Annotated in this window: 32 protein-coding genes and 1 pseudogene; 19 read left to right on the top strand and 14 right to left on the bottom strand. The window is 29.4% G+C overall.

Translation table 11 applies throughout. The annotated features are described in order from the left end of the window. The first annotated feature begins 13 nt into the window (after positions 1-13). The 4 genes from tig to lon all read left to right on the top strand — a co-directional run bounded on the left by tig (position 14) and on the right by lon (position 6,214). Entirely contained in the window at positions 14-1,300 is a 1,287-nt protein-coding gene (tig, locus tag HW275_RS01165; RefSeq protein WP_178934434.1) for a trigger factor, read from the top strand. A 309-nt stretch (positions 1,301-1,609) separates the two neighbouring features. Beyond that, positions 1,610-2,185 carry an ATP-dependent Clp endopeptidase proteolytic subunit ClpP gene (clpP, locus tag HW275_RS01160; protein ID WP_178934431.1) on the top strand — a complete coding sequence of 192 codons (576 nt, stop codon included), beginning with the start codon at positions 1,610-1,612 and terminating at the stop codon, positions 2,183-2,185. A gap of 390 nt (positions 2,186-2,575) precedes the next feature. Further along, on the top strand, positions 2,576-3,805 hold the full coding sequence (gene clpX / locus HW275_RS01155; protein ID WP_178934429.1) for an ATP-dependent Clp protease ATP-binding subunit ClpX: 1,230 nt from the start codon (positions 2,576-2,578) through the stop codon (positions 3,803-3,805). Positions 3,806-3,844: 39 nt separating this feature from the next. Next, the gene (gene lon / locus HW275_RS01150) at positions 3,845-6,214 is read left to right on the top strand and encodes an endopeptidase La (protein ID WP_178934427.1); all 2,370 of its coding nucleotides are present in this window, start codon (positions 3,845-3,847) and stop codon (positions 6,212-6,214) included. A 231-nt stretch (positions 6,215-6,445) separates the two neighbouring features. Here lon and ligA read toward each other — a convergent pair whose 3' ends face one another. After that, a complete protein-coding gene (ligA, locus tag HW275_RS01145; protein WP_178934425.1) occupies positions 6,446-8,554 on the bottom strand; it encodes an NAD-dependent DNA ligase LigA in 2,109 nt (702 codons plus the stop codon). 390 nt (positions 8,555-8,944) lie between these two features. Between ligA and HW275_RS01140 the strand changes: the two genes are divergently transcribed. The 6 genes and pseudogenes from HW275_RS01140 to HW275_RS01115 form a co-directional block, all read left to right on the top strand. Continuing rightward, complete coding sequence (locus HW275_RS01140) at positions 8,945-9,364, top strand: hypothetical protein (protein WP_178936380.1); 420 nt, start codon at positions 8,945-8,947, stop codon at positions 9,362-9,364. Positions 9,365-9,522: 158 nt separating this feature from the next. Then, entirely contained in the window at positions 9,523-9,843 is a 321-nt protein-coding gene (locus tag HW275_RS01135; RefSeq protein WP_178934422.1) for a hypothetical protein, read from the top strand. A gap of 236 nt (positions 9,844-10,079) precedes the next feature. Continuing rightward, entirely contained in the window at positions 10,080-10,616 is a 537-nt protein-coding gene (locus HW275_RS01130; RefSeq protein ID WP_178934421.1) for a hypothetical protein, read from the top strand. A gap of 22 nt (positions 10,617-10,638) precedes the next feature. Further along, positions 10,639-10,779 carry a hypothetical protein gene (locus HW275_RS01125; protein WP_172618338.1) on the top strand — a complete coding sequence of 47 codons (141 nt, stop codon included), beginning with the start codon at positions 10,639-10,641 and terminating at the stop codon, positions 10,777-10,779. Continuing rightward, complete coding sequence (locus HW275_RS01120; RefSeq protein WP_178934419.1) at positions 10,779-11,342, top strand: HEAT repeat domain-containing protein; 564 nt, start codon at positions 10,779-10,781, stop codon at positions 11,340-11,342. The genes HW275_RS01125 and HW275_RS01120 overlap by 1 nt, the downstream gene beginning before the upstream one ends. Then, a pseudogene (locus HW275_RS01115) lies at positions 11,339-11,530 on the top strand (DUF4291 family protein); the annotation flags it as partial. The gene HW275_RS01120 and the pseudogene HW275_RS01115, both read left to right, overlap by 4 nt. A 123-nt stretch (positions 11,531-11,653) precedes the next feature. On the opposite strand, the gene HW275_RS01110 reads toward HW275_RS01115, so the two are convergent. The 12 genes from HW275_RS01110 to HW275_RS01055 form a co-directional block, all read right to left on the bottom strand. Further along, positions 11,654-12,703, bottom strand: a complete 1,050-nt coding sequence (locus HW275_RS01110; RefSeq protein ID WP_178934417.1) for a site-specific integrase — start codon at positions 12,701-12,703, stop codon at positions 11,654-11,656. A 5-nt stretch (positions 12,704-12,708) separates the two neighbouring features. After that, the gene (locus tag HW275_RS01105) at positions 12,709-12,885 is read right to left on the bottom strand and encodes a transcriptional regulator (RefSeq protein WP_146964860.1); all 177 of its coding nucleotides are present in this window, start codon (positions 12,883-12,885) and stop codon (positions 12,709-12,711) included. Beyond that, the gene (locus HW275_RS01100; RefSeq protein WP_178934415.1) at positions 12,885-13,076 is read right to left on the bottom strand and encodes a hypothetical protein; all 192 of its coding nucleotides are present in this window, start codon (positions 13,074-13,076) and stop codon (positions 12,885-12,887) included. The genes HW275_RS01105 and HW275_RS01100 overlap by 1 nt, the downstream gene beginning before the upstream one ends. After that, on the bottom strand, positions 13,073-13,474 hold the full coding sequence (locus tag HW275_RS01095; RefSeq protein ID WP_178934413.1) for a YopX family protein: 402 nt from the start codon (positions 13,472-13,474) through the stop codon (positions 13,073-13,075). The genes HW275_RS01100 and HW275_RS01095 overlap by 4 nt, the downstream gene beginning before the upstream one ends. Continuing rightward, entirely contained in the window at positions 13,467-13,961 is a 495-nt protein-coding gene (locus HW275_RS01090) for a hypothetical protein (protein WP_178934411.1), read from the bottom strand. Before HW275_RS01090 ends, HW275_RS01095 begins: the two co-directional genes overlap by 8 nt. A gap of 50 nt (positions 13,962-14,011) precedes the next feature. Next, complete coding sequence (locus tag HW275_RS01085; RefSeq protein ID WP_218975070.1) at positions 14,012-14,893, bottom strand: recombinase RecT; 882 nt, start codon at positions 14,891-14,893, stop codon at positions 14,012-14,014. Position 14,894: 1 nt separating this feature from the next. Further along, positions 14,895-15,848 carry a hypothetical protein gene (locus HW275_RS01080; protein WP_178934409.1) on the bottom strand — a complete coding sequence of 318 codons (954 nt, stop codon included), beginning with the start codon at positions 15,846-15,848 and terminating at the stop codon, positions 14,895-14,897. A 240-nt stretch (positions 15,849-16,088) separates the two neighbouring features. Then, entirely contained in the window at positions 16,089-16,757 is a 669-nt protein-coding gene (locus HW275_RS01075) for a YqaJ viral recombinase family protein (protein ID WP_178934407.1), read from the bottom strand. Beyond that, positions 16,739-16,936: a hypothetical protein gene (locus HW275_RS01070; protein ID WP_178934405.1), complete on the bottom strand. Its 198-nt coding sequence runs from the start codon at positions 16,934-16,936 to the stop codon at positions 16,739-16,741. Before HW275_RS01070 ends, HW275_RS01075 begins: the two co-directional genes overlap by 19 nt. Beyond that, entirely contained in the window at positions 16,872-17,009 is a 138-nt protein-coding gene (locus HW275_RS01065; protein ID WP_006803854.1) for a hypothetical protein, read from the bottom strand. Before HW275_RS01065 ends, HW275_RS01070 begins: the two co-directional genes overlap by 65 nt. 243 nt (positions 17,010-17,252) lie before the next feature. Next, the gene (locus HW275_RS01060; RefSeq protein ID WP_178934403.1) at positions 17,253-17,501 is read right to left on the bottom strand and encodes a hypothetical protein; all 249 of its coding nucleotides are present in this window, start codon (positions 17,499-17,501) and stop codon (positions 17,253-17,255) included. A 293-nt stretch (positions 17,502-17,794) separates the two neighbouring features. After that, complete coding sequence (locus HW275_RS01055; RefSeq protein ID WP_178934401.1) at positions 17,795-18,079, bottom strand: hypothetical protein; 285 nt, start codon at positions 18,077-18,079, stop codon at positions 17,795-17,797. A gap of 181 nt (positions 18,080-18,260) precedes the next feature. Between HW275_RS01055 and HW275_RS01050 the strand changes: the two genes are divergently transcribed. The 7 genes from HW275_RS01050 to HW275_RS01020 all read left to right on the top strand — a co-directional run bounded on the left by HW275_RS01050 (position 18,261) and on the right by HW275_RS01020 (position 22,830). Then, the gene (locus HW275_RS01050) at positions 18,261-18,710 is read left to right on the top strand and encodes a RodZ family helix-turn-helix domain-containing protein (RefSeq protein ID WP_172617423.1); all 450 of its coding nucleotides are present in this window, start codon (positions 18,261-18,263) and stop codon (positions 18,708-18,710) included. A 237-nt stretch (positions 18,711-18,947) separates the two neighbouring features. Continuing rightward, positions 18,948-19,706, top strand: a complete 759-nt coding sequence (locus HW275_RS01045) for a VRR-NUC domain-containing protein (protein WP_147002885.1) — start codon at positions 18,948-18,950, stop codon at positions 19,704-19,706. Positions 19,707-19,815: 109 nt separating this feature from the next. Further along, positions 19,816-20,013, top strand: coding sequence for a helix-turn-helix transcriptional regulator (locus HW275_RS01040; protein WP_178934399.1), 198 nt, complete (start codon positions 19,816-19,818; stop codon positions 20,011-20,013). Positions 20,014-20,194: 181 nt separating this feature from the next. Continuing rightward, complete coding sequence (locus HW275_RS01035; protein WP_178934397.1) at positions 20,195-20,452, top strand: hypothetical protein; 258 nt, start codon at positions 20,195-20,197, stop codon at positions 20,450-20,452. A gap of 565 nt (positions 20,453-21,017) precedes the next feature. After that, entirely contained in the window at positions 21,018-21,251 is a 234-nt protein-coding gene (locus HW275_RS01030; RefSeq protein WP_178934395.1) for a hypothetical protein, read from the top strand. A 129-nt stretch (positions 21,252-21,380) separates the two neighbouring features. Continuing rightward, positions 21,381-22,160 carry a helix-turn-helix domain-containing protein gene (locus HW275_RS01025; protein WP_178934393.1) on the top strand — a complete coding sequence of 260 codons (780 nt, stop codon included), beginning with the start codon at positions 21,381-21,383 and terminating at the stop codon, positions 22,158-22,160. Beyond that, a complete protein-coding gene (locus tag HW275_RS01020; RefSeq protein WP_178934391.1) occupies positions 22,096-22,830 on the top strand; it encodes an ATP-binding protein in 735 nt (244 codons plus the stop codon). The genes HW275_RS01025 and HW275_RS01020 overlap by 65 nt, the downstream gene beginning before the upstream one ends. 61 nt (positions 22,831-22,891) lie before the next feature. On the opposite strand, the gene HW275_RS01015 is transcribed toward HW275_RS01020, so the two are convergent. Next, complete coding sequence (locus HW275_RS01015; protein WP_178934389.1) at positions 22,892-23,206, bottom strand: YjcQ family protein; 315 nt, start codon at positions 23,204-23,206, stop codon at positions 22,892-22,894. A gap of 85 nt (positions 23,207-23,291) precedes the next feature. On the opposite strand from HW275_RS01015, the gene HW275_RS01010 reads away from it, so the two are divergent. Further along, positions 23,292-24,356, top strand: coding sequence for a hypothetical protein (locus HW275_RS01010; RefSeq protein WP_178934388.1), 1,065 nt, complete (start codon positions 23,292-23,294; stop codon positions 24,354-24,356). Further along, complete coding sequence (locus HW275_RS01005; RefSeq protein WP_178934387.1) at positions 24,356-24,847, top strand: Holliday junction resolvase RecU; 492 nt, start codon at positions 24,356-24,358, stop codon at positions 24,845-24,847. Before HW275_RS01010 ends, HW275_RS01005 begins: the two co-directional genes overlap by 1 nt.

The following is a 24,847-nucleotide window of genomic DNA, read 5'->3' as shown; positions in this document are numbered from 1 at the left end:
AGGAATTAAAGAAATGGCAGTAAAAAAATTAAATGGAACTACTTATGAAGTATCAGCAGTTAGGGAAGGAGAAGAATTAAAACACTTAAAGGAACATGTTTTAGCACATTTTAAAGATGCAAAAGTCGACGGATTCCGTCCAGGGCATGTGCCTGCAAAAGTTATTGAAAATAAATTCAAAAAAGAAATTGAAGGGGAAATCTTAAACCATATTATTTCTGACGAATACAGAAAAGCGGTTGCAGAAAACGAATTAAAACCAATTGCTGATATTAAACTTGAAAAATATGAACATAACGATGATAAAGTTGAAGTAGTATTTACAATACCTGTATTGCCTTCATTTGAATTGGGACAATATAAAGGTGTGGAAGTAGAAAAGGGAAAAGTGGAAATTACTGACGAAAAAGTAAATGAAGAAATCGAAAGATTAAGAGAAAATGCTGCAAAACTAAAAGAAGTTGAAGAAAATGAAGAAGCTAAAAATGATGATGTTGTAAATATTAACTTTGAAGGATTTATAGATGGTAAGCCATTTGACGGTGGAAAAGCTGAAGGATATGACTTGACATTGGGTTCTCACAGTTTTATTGATACTTTCGAAGATCAAATCGCAGGGCATAAAAAAGGCGATGAATTTGACGTAAATGTTACATTCCCTGAAGAATATCACGCTGAAAGCCTAAAAGGAAAACCAGCTTTATTCAAAGTAAAAGTAAATTCAATCAAGAGAAAAGAAGAAGCTGAATTAAATGACGATTTGGCAAAAGAATTAGGATTTGACTCTGTTGAAGATATGACAGCTAAAACTAGAGAAAATATTACAAAAAGAGAAGAAGCAAGAGCTGAAAACGAATTTAAGAACAAAGTTGTGGACGCTGTGGTAAGCGCAATAGAAGTTGAAGTTCCAGAAGCATTAGTTCAAAGAGAAATTGACTATCAAATCAACAGATTTGCACAACAACTGCAAATGCAAGGAATTAATCTTAACCAATACTTCCAAATGACTGGGCAAACAATGGAAACAATGAGAGAAAACTCAAAAGAAAACGCTGAAAAATCAGTAAAAACAGAATTAGTGCTAGCTGAAATCGCAAAAGCTGAAGCAATCAAGGCAACTGACGAAGAAGTATCAAAAGAAATCGAAACATTGGCTGCAATGTACGGACTTGAAAAAGAAGCATTAATCGCTGATGTAAGAAAAAATGGAAACTATGAAAGATTCATTGATGAAACAAACTATAGATTAGTAAATCAAAAAACAATTGATTTATTAGTAAATGAAGCAAAAGTTAAATAGTAATTTTAGAAAAATTGATAAATAAAAAGAATATTTTGATTTTAGAAGAATTTTGTGATAAAATAGTTTATTGCGGAATTCTTTTTCTCTATATTTAAACTGCAAAATTTTAAAATGATTTTATACTATTTCCCATTTGAATAGCAGATTAGTTATGAATTTTTTAGCAAGGGATCAAGGGATCTTGTTATCAAATAACATAAAATATAATTTCTGTTTTTTTAAATAGGGTTTAGTATTACGTAATTTTACAATAATGAGAAAAAATAAAAAATGAAAGAAAAATTGACAGAAAGAGGAGGAAATAATATGTCAGTATATAGTCCAGTAGTTATTGAAAATGATGGACGTGGGGAGAGAAGCTATGATATTTATTCAAGACTTTTAAAGGATAGAATAATTTTTGTAAGCGGAGAAGTTGAAGATGGGATGGCAAATGCGATTGTTGCACAGCTGCTGTTTCTAGATGCACAGGATAATGAAAAAGATATTGTTATGTATATAAACAGTCCGGGAGGAGTAATTACCGCAGGACTTGCGATTTATGACACAATGCGTCACATTAAAAGCGATGTTTCTACAGTATGTGTAGGACAGGCAGCAAGTATGGGGGCAGTATTACTGTCAGCTGGAGCAAAAGGCAAAAGATACTCATTGCCAAATTCAAGAATCATGATTCACCAGCCACTAGGCGGAGCAAGAGGTCAAGCAACAGACATTCAGATTCAGGCAAAAGAAATTGAAAGAATGAAGGAAATTATAAGCAAAATTTTATCAGAAGCAACTGGAAAATCAGTAGAAGAAATCTATGCAGATACTGAAAGAGACAACTTTATGTCCCCAGACGAAGCTGTAAATTATGGATTGATTGATAAGATATTGTAAAATTTATTTGGTAACTTTAAAAACAGTTCTTAAATTAAAAATTTATCGTTAAGTATTTCTTGTAAAGGCTTTTATAATTGGATTAAAAATGTCGTGATTTTTTGGAAATAAAAATTTCTGTCTGAACGAAGTGAGTTTAATTTTTATTTTCAAAAAATGCTTAGACAAGCGGGGATTGTAAAGGGGATGGCGATTGATCCCCTTTACGTAGAAAAAAGAAAAAATATCTATATAATATAATTCACTTTATAAAATCTAAAGAAAAATCATTTACATAAATATTTAAAGATTGTATTTAATTTTTTGAAAGTATAACATCTTGATGAAGTTGCTAAATAAATTTATTGTTAATAGTAAATTATATATAAAGAAAAAACGAGGTGAAAAATATTGGCAAATAAGAAAAAAAATTACTGTTCATTTTGTGGCAGGGAAGAGCATGAAGTGGAACGGTTAATACAGAGTCCTGAAGAGGATGATGTGTTTATCTGTAATGAATGTATAGAAGACAGTGCGGAATTGCTGGACAGTTTTAGGGAATATGACGAAAATGAACCTAACAGGGAAATCACGCTGTTAAAGCCAAAAGAAATAAAGGCAAAACTTGATGAATATATTATCGGACAGGAACAGCCTAAAAAGGTGTTGTCTGTGGCGGTTTATAATCATTTTAAGAGAATAATGCATAAACAGAAAAATGTAGATAATGATGTGGAGCTTCAAAAATCAAATGTGCTGCTGGTGGGGCCTACTGGAAGCGGGAAAACTTTGCTTGCACAGACATTGGCGAAAACATTGAATGTGCCTTTGGCGATTGCAGATGCAACGACATTGACGGAAGCTGGATATGTTGGGGATGATGTCGAGAATGTACTTTTAAAATTAATAAAAGCTGCTGATTATGACATTGAAGCGGCAGAACATGGAATAATTTATATTGATGAAATTGACAAAATTGCGAGAAAATCGGAAAATATGTCAATTACAAGGGATGTTTCTGGAGAAGGAGTCCAGCAGGCATTACTTAAAATCATTGAAGGGACTGTTGCGAGCGTGCCGCCACAAGGTGGAAGAAAGCATCCAAACCAGGAAATGATTGAAATTAACACAAAGGATATTTTATTTATCGTTGGAGGGGCGTTTGAAGGACTGGAAGCCAAAGTTAAGGACAGAGTTAATGAAAAGAGAGTAGGATTTGGGCTGGAAACGAATAAGACTAAGCTGGATGATTTGACTCTGTTTGAAAATGTTTTGCCGGAAGATTTGATAAAATTTGGATTAATTCCTGAATTAATAGGACGTTTGCCGGTAATTACGGCACTTCATGGGCTTGATGAGGAAGCTATGATAAAAATATTGACAGAGCCTAAAAACTCGCTTGTTAAGCAATATAAAAAATATTTTGAAATGGAAAATGTAGATCTGGAATTTGAGAAGGATGCAATTGTTGAGATTGCACAGTTGGCACTGAAAAGAAAAATTGGGGCAAGGGGGCTTCGTTCGATTATTGAGAGTGTCATGACTGACTTGATGTATGAAATTCCATCAAAAGATAATGTTAAAAAAGTAATAATTACTAAAGAAGCAGTTACAGATAAGAAGAAAGTAATTGTTGAGTAACGTTTAATAATTAAATATGAAAGTATGAAAGGGGAAATTATGCAAAACAAACCATTTATAGCTACAAGAGAATTAGTTGTATTTCCAGGTGTTGTAACTCCGATTTTTATCGGTAGGCAGTCAAGCCTGAAAAGCCTTGAAGAATCAATTTCAAGATTTGACAGCAAGCTAATTCTTTCAGCACAAAAAGATGCGAATGTGGAAGAGCCAAAATTTCCGGAAGATGTGTACGAAACAGGGGTGCTGGTTCATGTAATACAGACGGTAAAAATGCCGAATGGAAATGTGAAAGTTCTGGTTGAGGCAAAACATAGGGTTTTAATCAATCAATTTCCAAAAGATGATAAAGGCGTTATTTATGCTGAATACGAAGAAATTTTTTCAAAACCGATTGATGAAAGCAAGGCTGAGGCTTTAAAACGCAGAGTTATTGACGAGTTTTCAAATTATGCGCAAAAGACTAACAAGGTGCTGCCTGACATTATTTACAACATAAAAGAGATTAACAATATTGACAAGGTCTTTGATTTAATTTGCACGAACTTGATGATTGCAGTGGAAACGAAACAAGACTTGCTTGAAACGCTTGATGTGGAAGCGAGGGCGTATAAAATTTTGGGTATTCTTGAAAGAGAAATTGAAATTTTTCTGCTTGAGCGTGAAATTGAAAATCGTGTAAAAGAGCAAATGGCAGAAGTTCAGAAAAACTATTATTTACGTGAAAAAATAAAAGTAATGCGTGAAGAAATGGGAGAAGGAACTGATTCCGAAGAAGAATTGGAAGAGCTGGATCAGAGAGTTCAAGATGCTAAGATTCCTCAAGATTTGAAGGATAAATTGGTAAAGGAGCTTTCAAGAATGAAAAAAATGCCAGATTTTTCTGCAGAATCTTCAGTAATCAGAACATACCTTGAAACTGTGCTTGAATTGCCGTGGGAAGTTTCTTCAAATGATGAGATTGATATTGAAAAAGCTGAAACAATCCTGAATGAGGATCATTATGGGTTGGAAGAAGTTAAGGAAAGAATTTTGGAATTTTTGGCAATTAAGAAATTAAATAAAACATTAAAAGGTTCGATTATTTGTCTTGTGGGACCTCCAGGTGTGGGTAAAACATCGCTTGCACATTCGGTGGCACGTTCAATGAACAGAAAGTTCACAAGAATCTCGCTTGGCGGAGTAAGAGATGAGGCTGAAATTCGTGGGCATAGAAGAACTTACGTGGGAGCAATGCCAGGAAGAATTATAAATTCATTGAAACAAGTCGGAGTAAATAATCCAGTAATGCTGTTTGACGAAATTGACAAAATGGCTTCTGATTTTAGAGGAGATCCCGCTTCGGCAATGCTGGAAGTTTTAGATCCTGCACAGAATAACTCATTTGAAGATCACTACATTGACCATACTTTTGACTTGTCAAACGTATTCTTTATTTGTACTGCAAATGATTTAGGCGGAATTCCAGGACCTCTTCGTGACAGAATGGAAATTATTTCAATTGAATCATATACAGAGTTTGAAAAATTGAATATTGCAAAAAGATTTTTAATTCCACAAACACAAGAAGAAAACGGATTAAAAGAATTTAAAATTTCATTTTCTGATAAAGCAGTTATGAAAATCATAAACGAGTATACAAGAGAAGCTGGAGTCAGAAATTTACGAAGAGAAATTGGTAAATTATTCAGAAAAATAGCAAAAGAAATACTTGTATCAAAATCTGACAGCAAAAAAATCTCTGTTTCTGAAGCAAAAGTCAAGAAGTATCTAGGAAATGCAAAATTCAGAATAGATAAAGTCAAGGAAAAAGAAGGTAAAATCGGAGTTGTAAATGGACTTGCATGGACGGTTGTCGGAGGTACAACTCTAGAAGTGCAGGCAGTAAAAATGGAAGGAAAAGGTGTGCTGCAGCTTACAGGAAAACTGGGAGATGTAATGCAGGAATCAGCCAGAGTGGCTTATTCTTACGTGCGACATATAAAAAATGAACTTGGAATAAAGGAAAAATTCAACGAAACAACCGATGTTCATTTGCACTTTCCTGAAGGAGCAGTGCCAAAAGACGGACCATCAGCAGGTATTACAATTACGACAGCAATAATTTCAGTATTGACTGACAAGGAAGTTAGGCAGGATGTGGCAATGACTGGAGAAATTACAATTACTGGAGAGGTTCTAGCAGTTGGCGGAATCAAGGAAAAGGTAATTGGAGCCCATAGAGTTGGAATAAGAGATGTTGTGCTTCCTTATGACAACAAAGTTGATACGGAGGAGCTGCCAAAGGAAATTGCAGATCAGATGAAATTCTATTTTGCAAAAACTTACGATGATGTGAAAAAGATTGTTTTTACTGATGAAAAGCCAGTTTCAAGAGATAGAAAAACTGTAAAAAAAGTGACTAAAAAATAAGAAAAAGGAATTGAGAAGTAATTTAAAAAGCAAAAAAATAAAAAGACTGAAAATTATAAATCACAGTCTTTTTTATTTATATATTTTTCAACACAAGGGCATCAGACGTCATGCCCTTTTTCGCAATAACAGTTATTTTAACATGATCAGTTGAAACGAGGTAATATTAGCACAAGAATAAAACAGCGTATTTCAGTATAATTATATTATATTAGTGTTATTTTAAAAAAATTAAATTTCCAAAAATTCCTTTTCAAATTCCTCTTCCGTAAGTATCCGAATTCCTAATTTCTCAGCTTTTTCCAGCTTGCTTCCAGCCTTTTCCCCAGCAATTAAGAAATTCAGATTTTTTGAAACTGCTGATAGATAATTTCCGCCTTTGGATAGGATAATATCTTTTATGTCGTTTCGTTTGTACTTTTGCAGTTTTCCAGTTGCAAGGAAGTTTTTGTCTTTTATTGGATTATCAGGTATTTCTTCTGAATTAGTTTCATCAATGGCAAATTGTAATCCGATATTTTGTAGATTCGTGATAATTTTCCAGTTATTTTCATCATTTAAGAAAGTATTTACAGCAATTGCTACTTTATCGCCAATTCCTTTTACAGCCAATAAATTTTCAATTGACTGATTTTTCAGATTTTCAATATTTTTAAAAGTTTTTGCCAAAAGATTCGCATTGAATTTTCCAACAAAAGGAATTCCAAGTGCATAGAGGACTTTTGAAAAATCACGAGTTTTACTGGATTCAATATTATTTATCAAGTTATCTACGCTTTTTTGTCCCATTTTTTCAAGATTTTCCAGTTCTTCACGATATTTTTCCAACGAGTAAATATCAACTATTGTTTTTATTTTTCCTAATTCAATAAATTTTTCGACAATTTTGTCACCAAGTCCAGAAATATTCATTGCATCACGAGAAACGAAATAAGCAATTTGACGTTTAACTTTTTCGGGGCAAAGCGGATTGTGGCATTTTAAGGCGACAAGTCCTTCTTCGTGTGCAAGTTCGCTATTGCAGACAGGACAATTTGTTGGCTCATGAATTTCAATTTCTTTTCCAGTTCTATCGTCAAACACAACATTTACAACTTGCGGAATAATTTCAGCTGCCTTTTCTACAATGACATTATCTCCAATTTTTATATCTTTTCTGCGAATTTCATCAAAGTTATGTAAACTTGCTCTTTTCACAACAGAACCTGATAAATTCACGGCTTCAAGTTCAGCAACAGGAGTAATTACACCAGTTCTTCCAACTTGAAAAGTTACGTCCATTAATTTAGTTTTTACTTGTTCAGCAGGAAATTTGTAGGCAATTGCCCATCGTGGGCTTTTAGTTGTGTAGCCAAGTGTTTCGTAAAGTGCAAAATTATTTACTTTTATAACAAGCCCGTCTGTTTCATAGTCAAGTTTTTTCCTGTCGTTATGCCATTTGTCGATGGATTTTTCCAATTCTTTAAAATCAGTATATTTTTCAAATATTTTTGTTGTTTTAAACCCAAGTTTTTCAATATATTCAATGCTTTCCAAATGAGTATTTATCCCGTAATTCTCAGCATTTACAAGATAATAGAGATAACAGTCAAGTCCACGTTCTGCAACAATTGTCTTATCAAGCTGTCTTATTGTCCCTGAAGCTGCGTTTCTAGGATTTGCGAAAACATCTTCTCCATCATCTTCACGTTCTTGATTTATTCGATTAAAGCTCGAGATTGGTAAAATAATTTCTCCACGAACTTCCAACGAAATATTCGCCTTCAATTTTTTAGGAATAGTTGTAATTTCCATAATATTTTCAGTCACATCTTCCCCAACTTGCCCATCTCCCCGTGTTACAGCCTGAACAAGCTCCCCGTTTTCATAAATTAGACTTATACTAAGCCCATCCAGTTTCAGTTCCAGAATATACTCCAATTCCTTTGAATGATTCTTAGTATTTTCAGATAAAATAATTTTTTTAACTCTTTTGTCAAAATCCTCAATTTCGGAAATATTATAAGTATTTGACAGACTAAGCATAGGCACCCGATGTCGTACCTTTGAAAATTTTTCACTCGCAGTACCCCCAATCTTTTCAGTAGGCGAACTTTCTCTATTTTCCTCATTTTTCAGCAATTCTGGATATTCCAGCTCAAGCTGTTTTAATTCACGCATTAAAGCATCGTATTCCATATCCGAAATAAGAGGCTTGTCCTCATTATAATAAAGATTATTATGATATTCGATTTCATTTCTTAATTTTGTATATTTTTCTTGAACATCAGAAAAACTGGTATTTTTTTCATTATCTATATTTTTATTTTCGTTATTTTTTTCTTGATTAAATAAATTCACGGTTGCTCCTTTTATAAAATTTGTTTTGTAAATTATATCATTTTTTTTATGATATGAAAAGTTTTTGGAGCAATTAAATCAGAGTTTGGATTCTAAATATTGACAAATTGTGAATGGTACAATATAATAATTTTATTAAGAATGACATAGTGATTTTTTACTTTTTTTCAAAAGAAGTGAAAAAATAGTAATTTTAATTTGTATTTTTGGGTTATAAATTTGTAAATTGAAAAAATATAAAAATATTGAAAAAAGATTGCAAAATTGTATTAAAATGAACTAGAGAAAAAGAATATGATTTGGTATTGGAAAATACTGGAATTAATGATATTAGAAAGTTGAAATGGCGTTTTTGGAGGAATATGAAGAAATTAAAAGTGAGTGAAAGGGATGGTAAATGTGAAAGATGAAAATAATATGGAAATATTTGAGATTAACATTATTAATAATGGAAAAATAGAAAAAAATAAACTATTTTTATCAGAAATTGAAGATGAAATTAATTTAAAAATAGAAATTGAAAGAACAATATATTTTTCAAAAAGTGATAATATTTTTGATTCTGTTGTAGAATTACGAAAAAAATTAGAATTAAATAACATTTATTTACTTTGTAATGCTTCAGCTATTAATGTTTATCCTTCTGGAATGCAAAAAGAATTTGGAGGGACAAAAGCGTACAAATTACAAATGGGAAAACAAGCAACTTTAACTGATGTAGTAGATATCTTTGATTATGATAACGGATTAAAAATTGGTAGTGTTAAAGAGCAAGAGGAATTTTATGAAAGTTGGATAGAAAGTTTTTAGTGAGAAATTGTTGCTTTGCGTTAGGATATATTACCAAATATGAACAAAAATAACAATACAACGAAACTATAGGGAAAGTTTAAAATGAAATTTACCAAAATAATAAAGAAATATACTTAATCCAAATAAAATATTTCAAACTAAGGAAGGGATGTAAAATGAGAATAATAAAAAGAGATAGAAATGGAGATGAAATTGCAGAAATTTTTGGTATTTATTGGGATGAAGAAAGAAATCAAACACTTTTTTTGGGTATGACAGATAAATATAGTGGATTATATGTTTATTCAGAAAGTGAAGTTGAGATTATCGATCCAAATATAAACTTTAGAACAATTTATCTTTCTGGGCATCTTCCAGGGATATTTCATTGGGCATTAATAGAAAAAGATTTATTAGATGAGGTTATTGATGGTAATTTAGAATTAAGAAAAAAATTTTTGGACATATTACGTTCAGAGAATGTAATAGATTGGTAATTTTTATATAAAAATACTATGCATTTTTTTATATATGGAGTGTGTCCACTCAAATAAAAAAATGGGCAGGAATAATTTTTTTATAAACTTTAATCTTATATTTTTAAAATCACAACTAAAAATAAAATTAAGATGATATGGTAATTAAATAACTATAAATTTAGGTAAAGGTAGTGGTTTAGAGATATTTAATCAACGGATTAAACAGATAAATGTTAAACGAGGAGATATTCATCATGGAAAAAATAAATGATTTCAATGAAGCTAAAAATTTGCTAGAAAAATATTTAGATAAAAAAATATCAGTAAACAAATTGAAAAAAAATTATTTTATTGATGATATAAAATTTATAAAAGAAGAATTAGAAAAAGCCTATTTATTTAAAAATAAAACAAAATTAGATATTTTATTTTGGTTAATATTTACATTTGATTTGTATTCTGAGGAGTTCATAAATATCTTATGTAAGATTTCAAAAGAAGAATGGCATGAAAGACATGAGGATATTGCTATTTATTTCATGGAAATGGAGTTACCGTCTACGGTAGAATGTCTTTATGAATTAGCAACTTCGAATTTTGAAAAATACCGTTGGGATGATAATTTTGCACTAGTCAGAAAATGCTGTTTTGCTTTGGGAGACATAAACACTCCTAAGGCGAAAGAAAAATTAGAACTTTTGGCTAATAATTTAAATGAGACACAAGACTTAAGGGAATCAGCAAAAAGAGAGTTGAATAGACGTGATTTCACAAATAAGGATTTTGAGTGAGAAGACTGAAGATGTTAAAAAAATGATTTCTTTTAAAGAAGAGGCGAATAAAGTAACTAGAGAAAATGCAATACATATACAACTAGGACAAGAAGGAGGGAAAGGATTAGAAATATTTAATCAGAATTTGAAAAAGTATGAATTTATAAAGGAGAATGAATAATGAAAATATCAGCAAAATACCAAAATGAACTAAAGAAATTGTTTGAATTAAGTAAAAAAACTCATGTTGTAAATTTTCAACTGAGAAATGAGGAATTAATTTCAAATTTCTCTGATGTTACAGATGAAGAAAAAATAAATATAATAAAAGAGGGAATAAAAATAGCATGTCAAAAGAAAAATTCATCTGAAATATATAATTTGATGCTTTCAATTAGTTTTTTTAAATTATATGATAGATCTGAATTTATTGAAGATTATATTAAATTAGGAAAAGAAGAATTTCATGAAGAACATGAAACTATAGCATCATATTTTCAAGGTTTTCACTTACCACAAACAATAGATAGTATATATGAACTAGCAACTTCGAATTTTGAAAAATACCGTTGGGATGATAATTTTGCATTAGTGAGAAAATGCTGTTTTGCTTTAGGAGATATAAATACTCCTAAGGCGAAAGAAAAACTGGAACTATTGTTGCAAAGTGAGGAAGAAATGATAAGAAAACATGCGATGGAACAATTAAACAGATGTGACTTTACAAATAAGGATTTTGAATGAAAGGAATAATTATGAAAAAAGAAGAGGAAAGAAATATTTATGCTGTATTTGATGACAAGACAATAAGAGTTTATCAGGCGTATAACAATGAAATAGCAGATGAGGCTTTAAAGTTAGGAAAATTTGGAAGCAAGTTCAGTTTAAACAGAATGACTTGGATAAAACCGTCGTTTCTCTGGATGATGTATGGTTTAAAATTTATTTATGGTTTAAATACTTGTTTTGGCTTGTTTTCATTTTTCCAAAAAAAGTCAAAAACTTTAAATTTTAAATATTTTCACAAAAAAACAGTACCTTTTTAGTACTGTTTTCTATAAATTGTTTAGTATATCTTTAATTAAATCATCGTCTTCTTTTAGAACGTGTGAATATATATCTAAAGTAGTTGATACTCTTTCGTGCCCTAATCTTCTTGAAAGTGATACTATATTAACACCTTTCGATAATAAAAAAGTTGCGTGGGAATGTCTTAAATCGTGAACTCTGATTTTTTTCAAGTTGGCTTTCCGAGAATAGACGTTCACATCGTTTTGAAATTTAGACTTTGTAAACCCCTCAAATAGTCTAGTTTTTGACGTAGGCTTATACAATACTTTGATGTAGTCTTGTATAATGTCTATAACAAATTTAGGACAATCAATAGTTCTTTTGGACTTAGGAGTTTTTGGTGTTGATATAACATCAGTTCTTTTTATTCTCTGAAAAGTTTTATTTATCCTTATTTTACATTTCTCAAAATCTATATCTGAAATCGTTAGTGCTAACATTTCGCCTACTCTCATACCTGTATAAAACAATATATTGAATCCAACCACGGCTTCTTTTTTATGATTAATTGCCTTTATAAATTGTTTAAATTCTTCTAATGTCCATATATTCATTTCGCCAGCATTCTTTTTTCCAATTCTTCCAGCTGCTGAACAAGGATTTTTGTTTAAATTGTAAAATTTAACCGCATAATTTAATATAGCAACAAGTTGTTCATGGATGGCTCTTAAATATGTTTGAGCAAAGTTTTCTTTTATTAGTTCATTTTGCCATTTCCTAATCAATAAAGGTGTTATTTCTTTAATTTTATATTTTTGAAAAAATGGTAATATCTTTTTATTGAAAATATATGTTTTACTTTCTAATGTACTTGGTTTTAATCTATTTTTTTGATCGTCCATATAAGATTTATATAGATTTTCAAATGTTATTTCAGTATCAGACACAAAAGAGTTTATATAATTTCTTTCATACTCCATTGCTTCTTGCTTTTTATTAAATCCCATTTTTTTAACTTTTTTAGAAATTCCATTTTCTTTTACATAAAAAGAAACATACCATTTTTTGCTTTTTTCATCCTTATATGCTGGCATAAAAATCACTGTCCTATATTGTAACGTTCATTGAAGTATTTAGCATTTACTTTACCTTGCTGCGTTAAAAATCCTTTTTCTCTCAATTCTTCGTTCAATTTTCTTATAATCTTATATGCCTTGCCCTCTTTAACACCAATTATTTTCATAATATCATCACATTCATAAAACCACTTTTTCATCATTCCTCCATTTCCGTCATATCAAAGTAATTCGATATAACACAATCTTTCAAAATGTGCTTAGCAGTTTCTTCAAAAGTTGGACTGCTAAAATTTTCGTCTTCTATTTCTTCTCTTTCAATATACACTTTTGCTATAAATCTTATTTCATTTTCGATTTTGATTTTGTGTATCTCAGCGTGTTTAATCAATTGTTTTCCTCCAGTAAGTTTTTGTTTTCATAAATATTTCCTGAAATTTTGCACTTATATTTTTCTAAAAATGTATCTAATGTACATATTGTATTAGTTGTATCGCTTTTTGGATATTTGATTTTGAAACATCCGTTTTCAAAAAATACAACTATATTTTTATATTTATTACAAGAAATTAAGTCATTTTCATAAATTTCTTTACCATTTTTATCATTTACTCCTGTAAATTGCATTAATTCAACATCATCAAAGCTCACTCTTCTTAAAAAATGTGCATTAATAATTTCGCTCTTTTCCAGATATTGCATTGATTTATCTGTAAAATCCATTGTTTCAACATTTACCATTCTCTTGTCTTCTTTAAGCCAAGCTCTGAATTTTATTTCTCTACTCATTATTATCCCTCTTCTCGTGCCATTCAAGGCTACATTTTTTCATGTACTTTGCATATTTTAATGCTTCTTCTTCTGTTTCAAAGTAATTACCATTTTCATATCTTTTATCTTCGAGACATGTATAATTTTCTTCACTATTCATTATATTAAATATATTATTTAAAAAATAATAAATATTTCCTTCTTCTGCTCTCCATCTCTTCGGAATCCCGTATTTTTCATTGATAGCTTTTACTTTTTCTTCTATTAATTCTTTTTCTTCTGATGTACAAAACTGAATATCCTCATCTCCTTTTTTAGAAGAACCTCTTATAAATAATTTATCCTGAATTGTATAAAATTCTGGAGAACGAAAAGATTCAACATTCAATTCTTTATCTATGAATTCATTTCTTCTCAATATTTCTTCGTTCTGTTTTGTAATTTTCCAAGCCCATTTATCCCAAATAGGCTTAAATTCTATTTCTAACACACTTTCTCTTTCCATTTTAATCCTCCTGTTTTGTTTAAAAGTACTCTCAATTAACCCTCGTTTTTTTAAAATAAATCTTCTGAATTAAAATTCTCAACGATTTCATTATCGCTTTGAACATCGTTATTTGCTGTTTCTTCTTCAATAATATCGCTTGCATTGCCAGGACTGTCTACGTATTCGACTTCTACATTTCCGTTTGGCTCAACTTCTTTTATAACAGCCTGATCTACTTTTTGTGCTGTCTGCATTTCAATGCTTAGTATTCCAAATTTGCTTAATAGTAGTTTTAATACCGTTTTCTTCGCCATACTGTCGAAGTTAGTTTGCCAGCTTGAAAATCTACTTAAAAACGTCTTGCTGAACTTTTTAGCGTGTTCCCTTATTTCTTCCTTGCTCATTACATTATATTTCTCAAATCCATTCATAGTTTGGAAATACGCGATATAGTGAGTTACTTCATCACTTATTTTTCCGCCAAGATTGTATTTTAGTTCATCAGTAATTGGATCATAGCTTTCAAACTGCCCCTCATAAAGTTCTGTAACATTAATTTTTTTATACTGTCCAGTTCTGATTGCTAGTTGTATAAATCCTTTGTAGCCTAATTGAAATTGTGCCTCATTTTTTTCTTGCCAGTTACCATAACTGTCTTTATATTTGTTCTTGTAAGGCACTACATAGGCAAATCCTAAATTTGGATCGATTGGTAAATCTAATGTTGCAGCTATTGCTCCAGCCTTCAAAATGCTTTGTGGTTCTGCTTCTTGTAGCTGTGCATTTCCATTTGTAGTATTTAGTAGTGAAGTTAAGAATCCAGCAGCCTTATTTCCTAGTAATTCTTTAAATTTATTTTTTGTTCTTTCGTCGTTTATCATTGATTTTAGTGTAGTTGTACCCACTGTTCCTTTTGTTTGTTTTTTTGGATTCATTAAAGTTCCTGCCATTTTATTTCATCTCCTTTATATATTTCAAGTTGTGTTTTTTAATTACTTCCAGCAAATCGTTAGTTGCTTCTTTTGTAAGTCCATTTACTTTTATACAGATATATGTGTCTGTTTTTTCGGAATTATCATTTGAATTTTCTTGAATTTCTTTTTCTTTAACAGCCTTAGCAACTGCTTCTTGCTTTTCTTGCTCCTGTTGTTGCTTTAAGGCTTCAATTTCCTGTTGTTTCTCTTTTTCTGCTTTTTCTTCCGCTTGTTTTCTTAAATTTTCTTCTGTTTGTTTTATTTCGTTCATCTTATTTGTGATAGCTTCCGAAATAGTTGTATACTCCTCCTTGATTAAAAATTTTACATTTTCAAATAATATTTTAAATTGAATTTCTTTATTTGCTTTTTCGATTTCTTGTTTTATAAAGTTTTCTTTTTTAATCAGTTCATCATATTGTTGCTGTATTTCAGCTTCGATATTTGTTTCCTTAAAAGTTTTCTTTTCCCATTTTTCGTTATCTATCAAGTAAATCAGATAATCAGGTCTATCTTTAAAAATTAATTCTTTAATAGATTTTATTTTCTCTCTTTTAACATTATCTAGCTCTTTCTCTTTTTCATGCAAAAATTTTCTTACTGCTTCCACCCTTTTAATCAGATTGATAAGTTTTTGATTAACTTCTTTAGAGTCTGCCGTCAAATAATCCATCAAATCCTTTTTGAATTTTTCAGCATTTGATTTTTTGCTTGCAACTTCCTCTCTGTATCGTTTCACATCTTCCAAATCTGTGAATACCACGTTATAAAGTTTTTCTATTTCTTTAACATCTCTTTCTGCTTTTTCAAAATCAATCATACCTTTATCAATTTTAGCTGGAGTTATTTTTGCACTGTCAAAAACAAACTCCATTTTAGGCAATGTAACTAATGATGTTTCTGTTTCAATTTCTACATTTTTATTTTTCATTTCAAAGATTCTCCTTTTCTAAATTGTCAATTATATCTTTAACTAGATTTTCTATATCATAGTCTTCATTCCCTGTTTCTTTTCTTTCGTCCTCGCAATAGTCATACAAACTATCTCCATACCAATCCTAGTTATCTACTCCCCCGTATTCTAAAGCATTGTTTTTATGGTATCCCTCAAGATATACTTTTAATTCATCTCTTGTTAATTCATAATTTCCATTTGCTAATTTTTTCATTCCTAACCTCCATAAGTTTTTATCATTCTTGGCTCTGTATCGTTTTTGACACATTCCCAAAATTCAATTTCTTTATTTAAAAGTTCCTGTATTTCATCTTCCCAATCGGTTCTATTGATTACAATTGTCTGCAATCTTTTATCTAGATCGAACGGTGTTGTATTTTCGCTTTTAAAACATTCAAATTTTATTTCAGCAACCAATACGGCATATTCATAGCCAGTTACTAAAAAGTAATGTAAAATTTGATATAAATAGCTTTCAGGAATGTTATTTTGCCATTCTTCGATATATTTGTTCCATTTGTTAATTGTAGTTGTTTTTATTTCCAGTATTCCTTTTTTATCCTGATAAACAATTTCTCCGTCCAAATTAGCCCGTATGAAGTCGTATTTTGGATGAACATACATTTTATTGACTTCTAATATTTTTTTATCAGGATGGTCCTCTTTGTAGGAATTAAATATATTTTTTTCAAGGTTCTTACCTCTTTGAGCTGCAGGGCTTATGAAATTATTTTGTACTCTTCCAGTTTTGTCTTTCCAAACGTCAATAATATTTTTATATTTATTTTTTCCCATTATTGCTCCTGCATCGCTTCCGCCGATACCTTTTTTGCGTATATCAAGCCACTCTTCTTCATTTTTATAACTTATTTCTTTGTATTCCATATTTCTCCTTTAAAATCCTTAATCACTCTAGGACACCACCAAAGTAGTATAGCCATTAAAAATGGAAACGCCACATTGCCACCAAATATCCAATGCCCTTTGATTTGGATAACTTCAATCTGAATCCAAATTGATGTCAGTATCAAAATCATCCATTTCATCATATCCTTTGTTGTCATCAATGCTGTTTTCCTCCAGTTCCTTAATTTCTTCTTGATCCATTTCTTTTTCCAGCTGTTCTCTTATTGTCATTATTCCTCCTTAATTTCGTAATTCACTATTTTAAATTTATTTTTATTTCTTACCTTTTTAAATTTAACTTTGATTATATTTCTATCTTTTGTTTCCAGCTCTAATATTCTTTTATTCCTGTCAAGTGTATAAGCCTCAACAGAATAATATTTTCTGAAAATGGATTTTACTTTTTTGCAATCTGTATTAATTCAGTTGCTTGTAAGCTGTTCAATTCTTTTGTTAATTTTTCATTCGTTTTAATCACTCTCCTAATTTTTTTATTTTTAGTTTAAATTCCTTAATTTTTTGTAATACATCTTCTTTTCCATAAAGACAAGAAACTTCACAGTCTGAATATCGAACAGGTTTAAAGTATTCCTGTTTTTTCTTAAATCCTCTTAGCCAGAATCCATAATTTGCAAGTTCGATTGTAACTGATACTTGAGGATTATTTCCTCTAAGTTTTCTAAATTCCTCTATTGCTTGTTTTTCTTCTTTTTTATATTCCATTTAGCCTCCTAATTTTAGATTTTTAACAGCATTACAGATAAGTTTAATTTGATATATTGATATGCCTTTTTTTTACTGGACTTGCTTTTAAAGGCTGTAAAAATCTTGTTTATTAATATCTTATCCAAACCTACAACAGTAATTGTTATAGGCTTGGTAAAACATCAATTACTTTTTAAATAATTTTTTAATTCTGTTTACTAATTTCTTAGCTTCCTTTTCTTTTAAAACCTTTTTGTTGTTTTTGTTTACAATCTCTAACGCTTCAAAATTCATTGTTATTCCTCCTTAAATTAATTATCAATTTCTACAATAAATGCTTCTATAACTTCCTGCAACTCCGTATCTGGAGCTAAAGTATAATCTCTTAAATAATCCTCAAGCATTTTATACTCAGCTTCTGTGAAATCCTCTTCTGTGAGTTCTGCTTTTCTTGATTTCAACTCTTTGCAAAGTTGGTTGTATCTGTAATCACGTTGCTCTTCGTACTCTGCGTTTTCCATATCCAAGTTGTATAATCTTCTGTCCCAGCCTCTTTCGACTTCTGAGGCGTATTTTAATGCTTCGCTGTAGCTCATGTTTATCAACTCCTATTATTTCTCGTTTACATTTGACAACGAAATAAGTAAAAATTTTTTGTAAAATTTCATTTACATAGATATTATATATCATTTGTTGTTAAATGTCAACACTTTTTTGAAAAAATTATCAAATGACAACAAAAATATTGTATAATTATAGAAAAAAGGGATGATACTTATGTCAGATTTTAGAATAAAAGATGAACAATTAAAAGAATTAGGAGATTATTTAAAAAAAGTTAGAGAGAGTAAAGATTATTCGTATGGACAAGTAGCAGCATATACAAATTTGAATAAGAAGGAAATATTTATGCTTGAAAATGGACAAAAGAAAAAGCCTAATCCTTTTTATTTGAAGGCATTATCAGCCTTTTATAAAATAGATTTGAGTAAGTTATATAAAATAATTGGATATATGGATAACGAAGGCGAAATGTCCGATGAAATAGAAGATTATAAAATTGATGACGAGATGTTAAATTTGTTAAAATTATTAGATGTTAAAAGTCAAAAGAATATTTTAAATGAAATGGTAGAAAAAATTGAATATATAAAATTAAAAAATGGCGACTACAAGGAAGCGGAAGCATTGATACAAAAAACAAAAGAAAAAATAGATGAATTATAAAGAAAGAGGTGGCTTAAAATAACAGGAGATATAAATTTAAGAATAGAAAATATTGATTTAGAATTAGAAAAATCTAATAGATTATATACATTTAATAATAAAGAATATAAGTTTATCGAAGAGATAGCATTAGAACATTATAGGGAAAAAGGATATAACGGGATATTTACTCAGAATTTTTATTGGGCTCACATTTTTTCTTTTTTATTTTGGCAGGAAATATGGGATATTATTGATTTGAAATATCAATCTGATAAATTTCCAAAATATATAAAAAAATCATTTGAATTAGAAAAAATACGGATAAAACAAGATATGCCATTTGATTTATTTACAGATGTTTTCTTAAAAAATAGAGAAGAAATAATAGCTTACAAAATGCAACAAATTTTAGAAAATGATGCTGAAAAAATTCTAGAAGAAAATTATAATTTAGCAAAAAAACAAAGTTTCAAAAATAATAATAGAATTTTCAGAATGTTGGAGCGAGATATAGACAGATTTAAAATAGAAGATTTAAAACTTATATTTAAGTATTACAATATCGAAGATATAGTAAGAGTGCTTTTATTTTATATGAATAATATTGCTCAAAATCGTTCTGGGTTTCCTGATTTGATGATTTTTAATGAAAACGAATTGAAATTTATTGAAGTAAAAGGACCAAATGATACAATAAAAGAACATCAAATTGAGAAGATTATGTTATTGAATCAAAATAATATAAAATCAGAAATTTTAACTATAAATCATACTGAACGAAAATTGAATAATCTTACTAAAAAAATAAAAGAAAATTCAGAAAGTATTATTATAAAATATCCTGAATCATTACCGACTTTTTTGGAAAAATCAGAAAAACATAATTTAAATAGCTATTTGGAATATGGAGAAAATAACGGAATTAATATTTTTGCTTTTATAATTATAATTACTTTTATAATTGCATTTTTTCCATTTTATATATTATATTTAATATTCAAAAAAAAGAGATAGTAAATTTTTTAAGAGTTTTTAAAAAAGGCTCTTTTTTTTGTTAAAATAAATTTTTTATATTCGTTGACATTTAACAACAGATGTGATATAGTTTTAACGAGGTGATAATATGGCTAGAAAATATAAAAAATCAAATGAACACCCTGAATTTGCTAGATTTAAATATTTGATAGAAAAGAATAAATTGACAATAGATGAATTTTCTAAAAAAATTGGGTGTTCAAGAAATGCAATTTATAATTTTTTTAAATGGGATAGGAAAAAACAAATCCAGCAAATTTTTAGAAAATTAAATTTTTTTGGTTAATTCGTTGTTAAAAGTAAACGATTTAATTACTTGATTTTTTTAAAATAATAATCAAGTTAATCAATTCAGCGATTTCTTTTAATTTTTTATCATTATTTTCCATAATAATTACTCCTTTCGTTTAAAGATGTAATTATTTTAATAATGATTAAATTACAATTCAAAAGAAAGGAGGTGTGAGATGAAAGATTTTATAATATTATTTATTATTTCATATGTTTTAGCAGAGTTTGGAGTTTCGCAAAACAGAGTAGAGAAAAAAATAGAAAAAATTTCAAAAGATTTGTATGAACTGGATTATCTGGAAACTCAAAGATTGATAGAGAGCCAAAGAGCATTAGATATGCTCTTTGATATAGGTAAAAGTTTGCCAAAGAAGGTAAGAAGCAGTAAGTATAGAAATTATCCTTTTAATAGCCGAAGGAAGTTTAAAAAATAATTCTTTACTAAAATATCCAACAAATAGTTCTAAGTCATTTTCAAACCATTTGACAGGATTGAATAGTTGAGAGAAATAAATTCTTTTTCTTTCTTCGCAATACGAGAAATTAAAATTAAAGGTTTTGATTATGCCATCTATGATTTTTTGCAAGAGTTTTCTATCGTATTCTGTAACAAAATCTTCGTTATGATTTAGAACAAAGTAATTGAACGGATCTATTTGTTGAGAAAACAAAATTATTTTAATACTTTTAGACATTTTTTGATTATAAAAATGTAGGTAATTAGATAAAGTTATTCTAAGTGAATTTAATTTTTCGGTATCCTCAATTCCGTTGGTATTAAGGAAATTAACAAATAAATTGTTTAATTCAACTAATTTTAAATAAGTTTCGTTAATAGAATTATAATTTCTAACTGATATTCCAAAACCTAAAATTATTAGAATAGATAATATTATAATGTGAAGCATAGCAACACCTCCTTTCTTGTGTATTTAATTTTATTTGGCGATATTATTATAACTCAAAAGGGGGTAAGAATGAAATAAGGGAGGTAAAACAATGGATGAAAAAAAAGAAAGAATATCTTTTGAAACTGAATTATATGTTTCAGAAGAACTTAAAAGAATTAAAGAGATTGAAAGCAAAATGGGAGCAATTTTTTCAATAGAAAATTTATCTATGAATGAAATAAAAGCATATATAAAGCATTTGCAAGAAATCAGAAGAGAGTATGTGGATTTGTTAACCAAAATAGAAAAGCACCTTATTGCAGGTGCTGATAATATTTCATAATTCGGGATCAGAAGAGATTGAAATTGAAAAAATTTAAGTAACAAAAAAAGCACTTCAAATAAAGTGCATACAAATATTTTCATAATTTGATTATATCAAATTTAATTAGTTAAGTAAAGAGGTGTAGAAATGAAAACTGTAATAAAAAAGACAGAAAACTTTACAATGGTACATAATAATCTGATATTTGATGAGAGTATCAGTTGGAAGGCGAAAGGAATACTACTTTACATGCTTTCAAGACCGAGCAACTGGAGATACAATGCAAAAGAAATTGCCAAAAATTCTAAAGATGGACTGGATTCAGTTTATTCAGGGCTGAAAGAATTGGTAAAAGAAAGATATGTAAGCAGAAAGAAAAATGCTGACGGAACAATAAATTACTATATCTTTGAGGACAAGTCAGAAAATAATATAAGAGATTATCAGGATAAGGAAGAAGTTGAGGAAAAAGAGAACGAAGAAAAGGAGCCTGATACCGAAAACCTAAACTTGGATAACCCAAATCTGGAAAAGCCTGATATGGAAAACCCAAATCAGGAAAACCCAAACTTGGATTTTCCCCACCATAATAATATAGATAATACTAATATAGAATATAATAATATAGATTCTATATATTTATATAGGGGCAAGGAATTTGAAAAAGCGTTTTCAGATTTTAAAATTATGAGAATTGGTAAAAAAGAGCCATTATCGAAACCAGCAGAGGATTTAATTCTTATGAAGTTACACAGATTAGCAGGGAATAATGAGCAATTAGCAATAGAAATATTAAACAAATCGACTATAAACAGCTGGAAAGATATTTTTCCGCTAGATAAAAAACAAGGAGGAAATAACAATGCAAGCAATAGCAGAAATGGTAAAGCAAAGAACAGGAAACCAAATTATGACCTCGAATTCTAACACGTTTACAGGTGTTGAAACCGTTAATATTCGAGAAATTAAGAAAATCAAGGAAATAAATTATTTTAGAAATATTTCAAATTTACCTAAAAAAATTGATGATTGCACTTTTGAAAAAGCAGTTGTAAAAAATTCAGAGGAAAAGAAAATCAAAAATCTTATTGAAAGATACTGTAAAAATTTTTACAAGGCTTTAGAGAATGGCATTGGATTGTATTTTTATGGTGTGAGAGGTACAGGAAAAACGTTTTATAGTTTGTGCATATTCAATGAGTTGTCAAAAAATTACAAGGTTTACAGAACAAGTTTAATGGGAATTTACAAAAGAATTAAAAAAACTTGGAAAAGTAAAGATATGGATGAAGACCAAGTACTAGGAGATTTACTAAAAGCAGATTTGATAATACTTGATGATTTAGGAAAGGAATATTTAAGCGAGGAATGGGGAAAAGAAAAATTGTTTGAAATATTCAATATGCTTTACGAACAGGAAAAATGTCTAATAATTTCCACAACAATGGATCCTAGCCAAATGTCAGAATATTTGAGCATAAACGGAAGTGATGATGTCCTTGATAGATTCAGGGAAAATTGCAAAGGGCTGGCTTTTAACTGGGAAAGCAGAAGAAAAGAGGTTAAGAAAGAGATTTTTAAGGAAATATTTGGATAAGGAATTAGAAAAAAAATAAAAGAAAGTGTTAAAAGAAAAAACACTTTCCAAATCAAAATAGTTAAATCCAGGATCTAGCTTCTTTTGCAAAATTATAAATTTTTTTTAAAGCGGAATTATCTTCTAAGAATAATTTCCCTTTAATTGTTAGATGTGGATTTGATGCATTGAATACAACATTGTCATTAGTACCAAAAACAACAGAGAGACCATCAATGTATTCGTCATTGATTAATTGAGACAGTAAATGATTTAATTCTTTTTCAGAAACTCCTAGTTTTGGATGAATGAATGTTTTATTGACATCAAAATCATTATTTTTATAAGATTTGTCGATTAAATTTAAAATAATATACATCATATCTTTTGTAGACATAGCAACACCCCCTTTCATAATCTCATTAACAAAGATATTATAACATAAAGGGTCAAAAAAATATATAAAATCAGGAGGAAATAAAATGTTAGGAAATAACGTAGTAGACTATATGATAAACAGCTGTAAAGGAGCATACAATTTAGAAAATGCGAAACTAATTAAAAAGAATGTTGAAGACAAGAAAGTTCAGTTTGTATTCAAGAGAAGTGATTTAAAATTAAACATCGAGTTTGCGAATGATAAGATTTCAGGAATTATATATAATAATTTCTTAACTGATTCGCAAAGGGAAAATGTAACAGAATCTGAATATTGTACAAGATTAAATGAAATGCTTGAAATTACGGATATTGATGATATGAATAAACTTGACGAAATCTCAAGAAATATTATCAAAAAAATAAATTCAGAAAAATTATTTGGAGAAAATCCAAAGGAATTGCTTTTGAATAGAGAAGACAGAGAAAAACTTGTAAAAATAAAAAGATTTTTCGGGGGAGAGCCGCAGTTGCTGAAACTTTATGAAGAAATCGAAGAGTTGCAAGAAGCTCACAAAAACTGGCGTAAATCATTTTATAAAGATAATAGCAATATGATTGAAGAAATAGCCGACTGTTTTGTTATAGCTTTACAAATCAATAAAGTGAAAATGATTAAAAACGTTATTAAAGGCTTAGTTGACAACACTAAAATTTTTAAAACTGAAATGATTGAAAAAATCATAAGAATGGTTAAATTTAAAATCAATCGTACAGTTGAAAGAATTGAGAGTGAACAATACGGAACATACAAGATTGAATATAAAGACACTAGAACTTCACAGGAAGCTATCAGCGAAGAAAAGGAACAACAGCCAACAAATTCTCCGGCGAAATCATTTAGCGTTGCAGAGAACAAGAAACAGAGCCGTGAGGAAAAAGAGAAAGCCAGAAAGGAAAACAAAGTTTTTGAATTTGTAAAAAAGAATGAACCGTACTATTACCAAGCACGTGATATTCAACTAAACACTAAGATACAGGCTAAGGAATGCACAAGGATTGTCGAAAAATTTATTAGCGAGAGGAAAATAACGGTTACAAGAAAAGGAAAAGATGGCATATATGGAGCAACACTTGTAACTGTTCAGGAAGCAGAGGTAATTGATTGATGGCAATGAATGCAGGGAAAAAATTTGAGAACGATTTTAAGAATAGTATTGATACAAACGAAATCTTTTTACATAGATTCAAGGACGGAACAACGGGAACTGTGAACGGGCAAATGGTTAGATTTAAAAACAAGAACTTATGTGATTTTTTACTTTTCAAGGATGGCTTGCTTGTCCTTGTTGAGTTAAAATCTTTTTTAGGCAAGTCAATGCCGTTTTCTAACATTAAAGATACAGTTGATGAACAGCAGACGTTTTTATATAACTTGAGATTGGAAGCAAAGAAAAATAATGTAAAAGCGTATATGATACTTAATTTTAGAGATTTATCAGAAACTTATGCAATAGATATTCATAATTTTGATGAGTTTTACAAAATGACTAACAAGAAAAGTATCAATATAGACGAAGTGAGGCAATTAGGAAAACAATTATCTCAGCAAAAGAAGAGGACAAGCTACAGATATGAAATTGACGGCTTGTTTAGTTAG

It is taken from the genome of Leptotrichia sp. oral taxon 223 (assembly GCF_013394795.1).
Classification (GTDB): domain Bacteria; phylum Fusobacteriota; class Fusobacteriia; order Fusobacteriales; family Leptotrichiaceae; genus Leptotrichia.
This window is presented reverse-complemented; position numbering and strand designations above follow the sequence as displayed.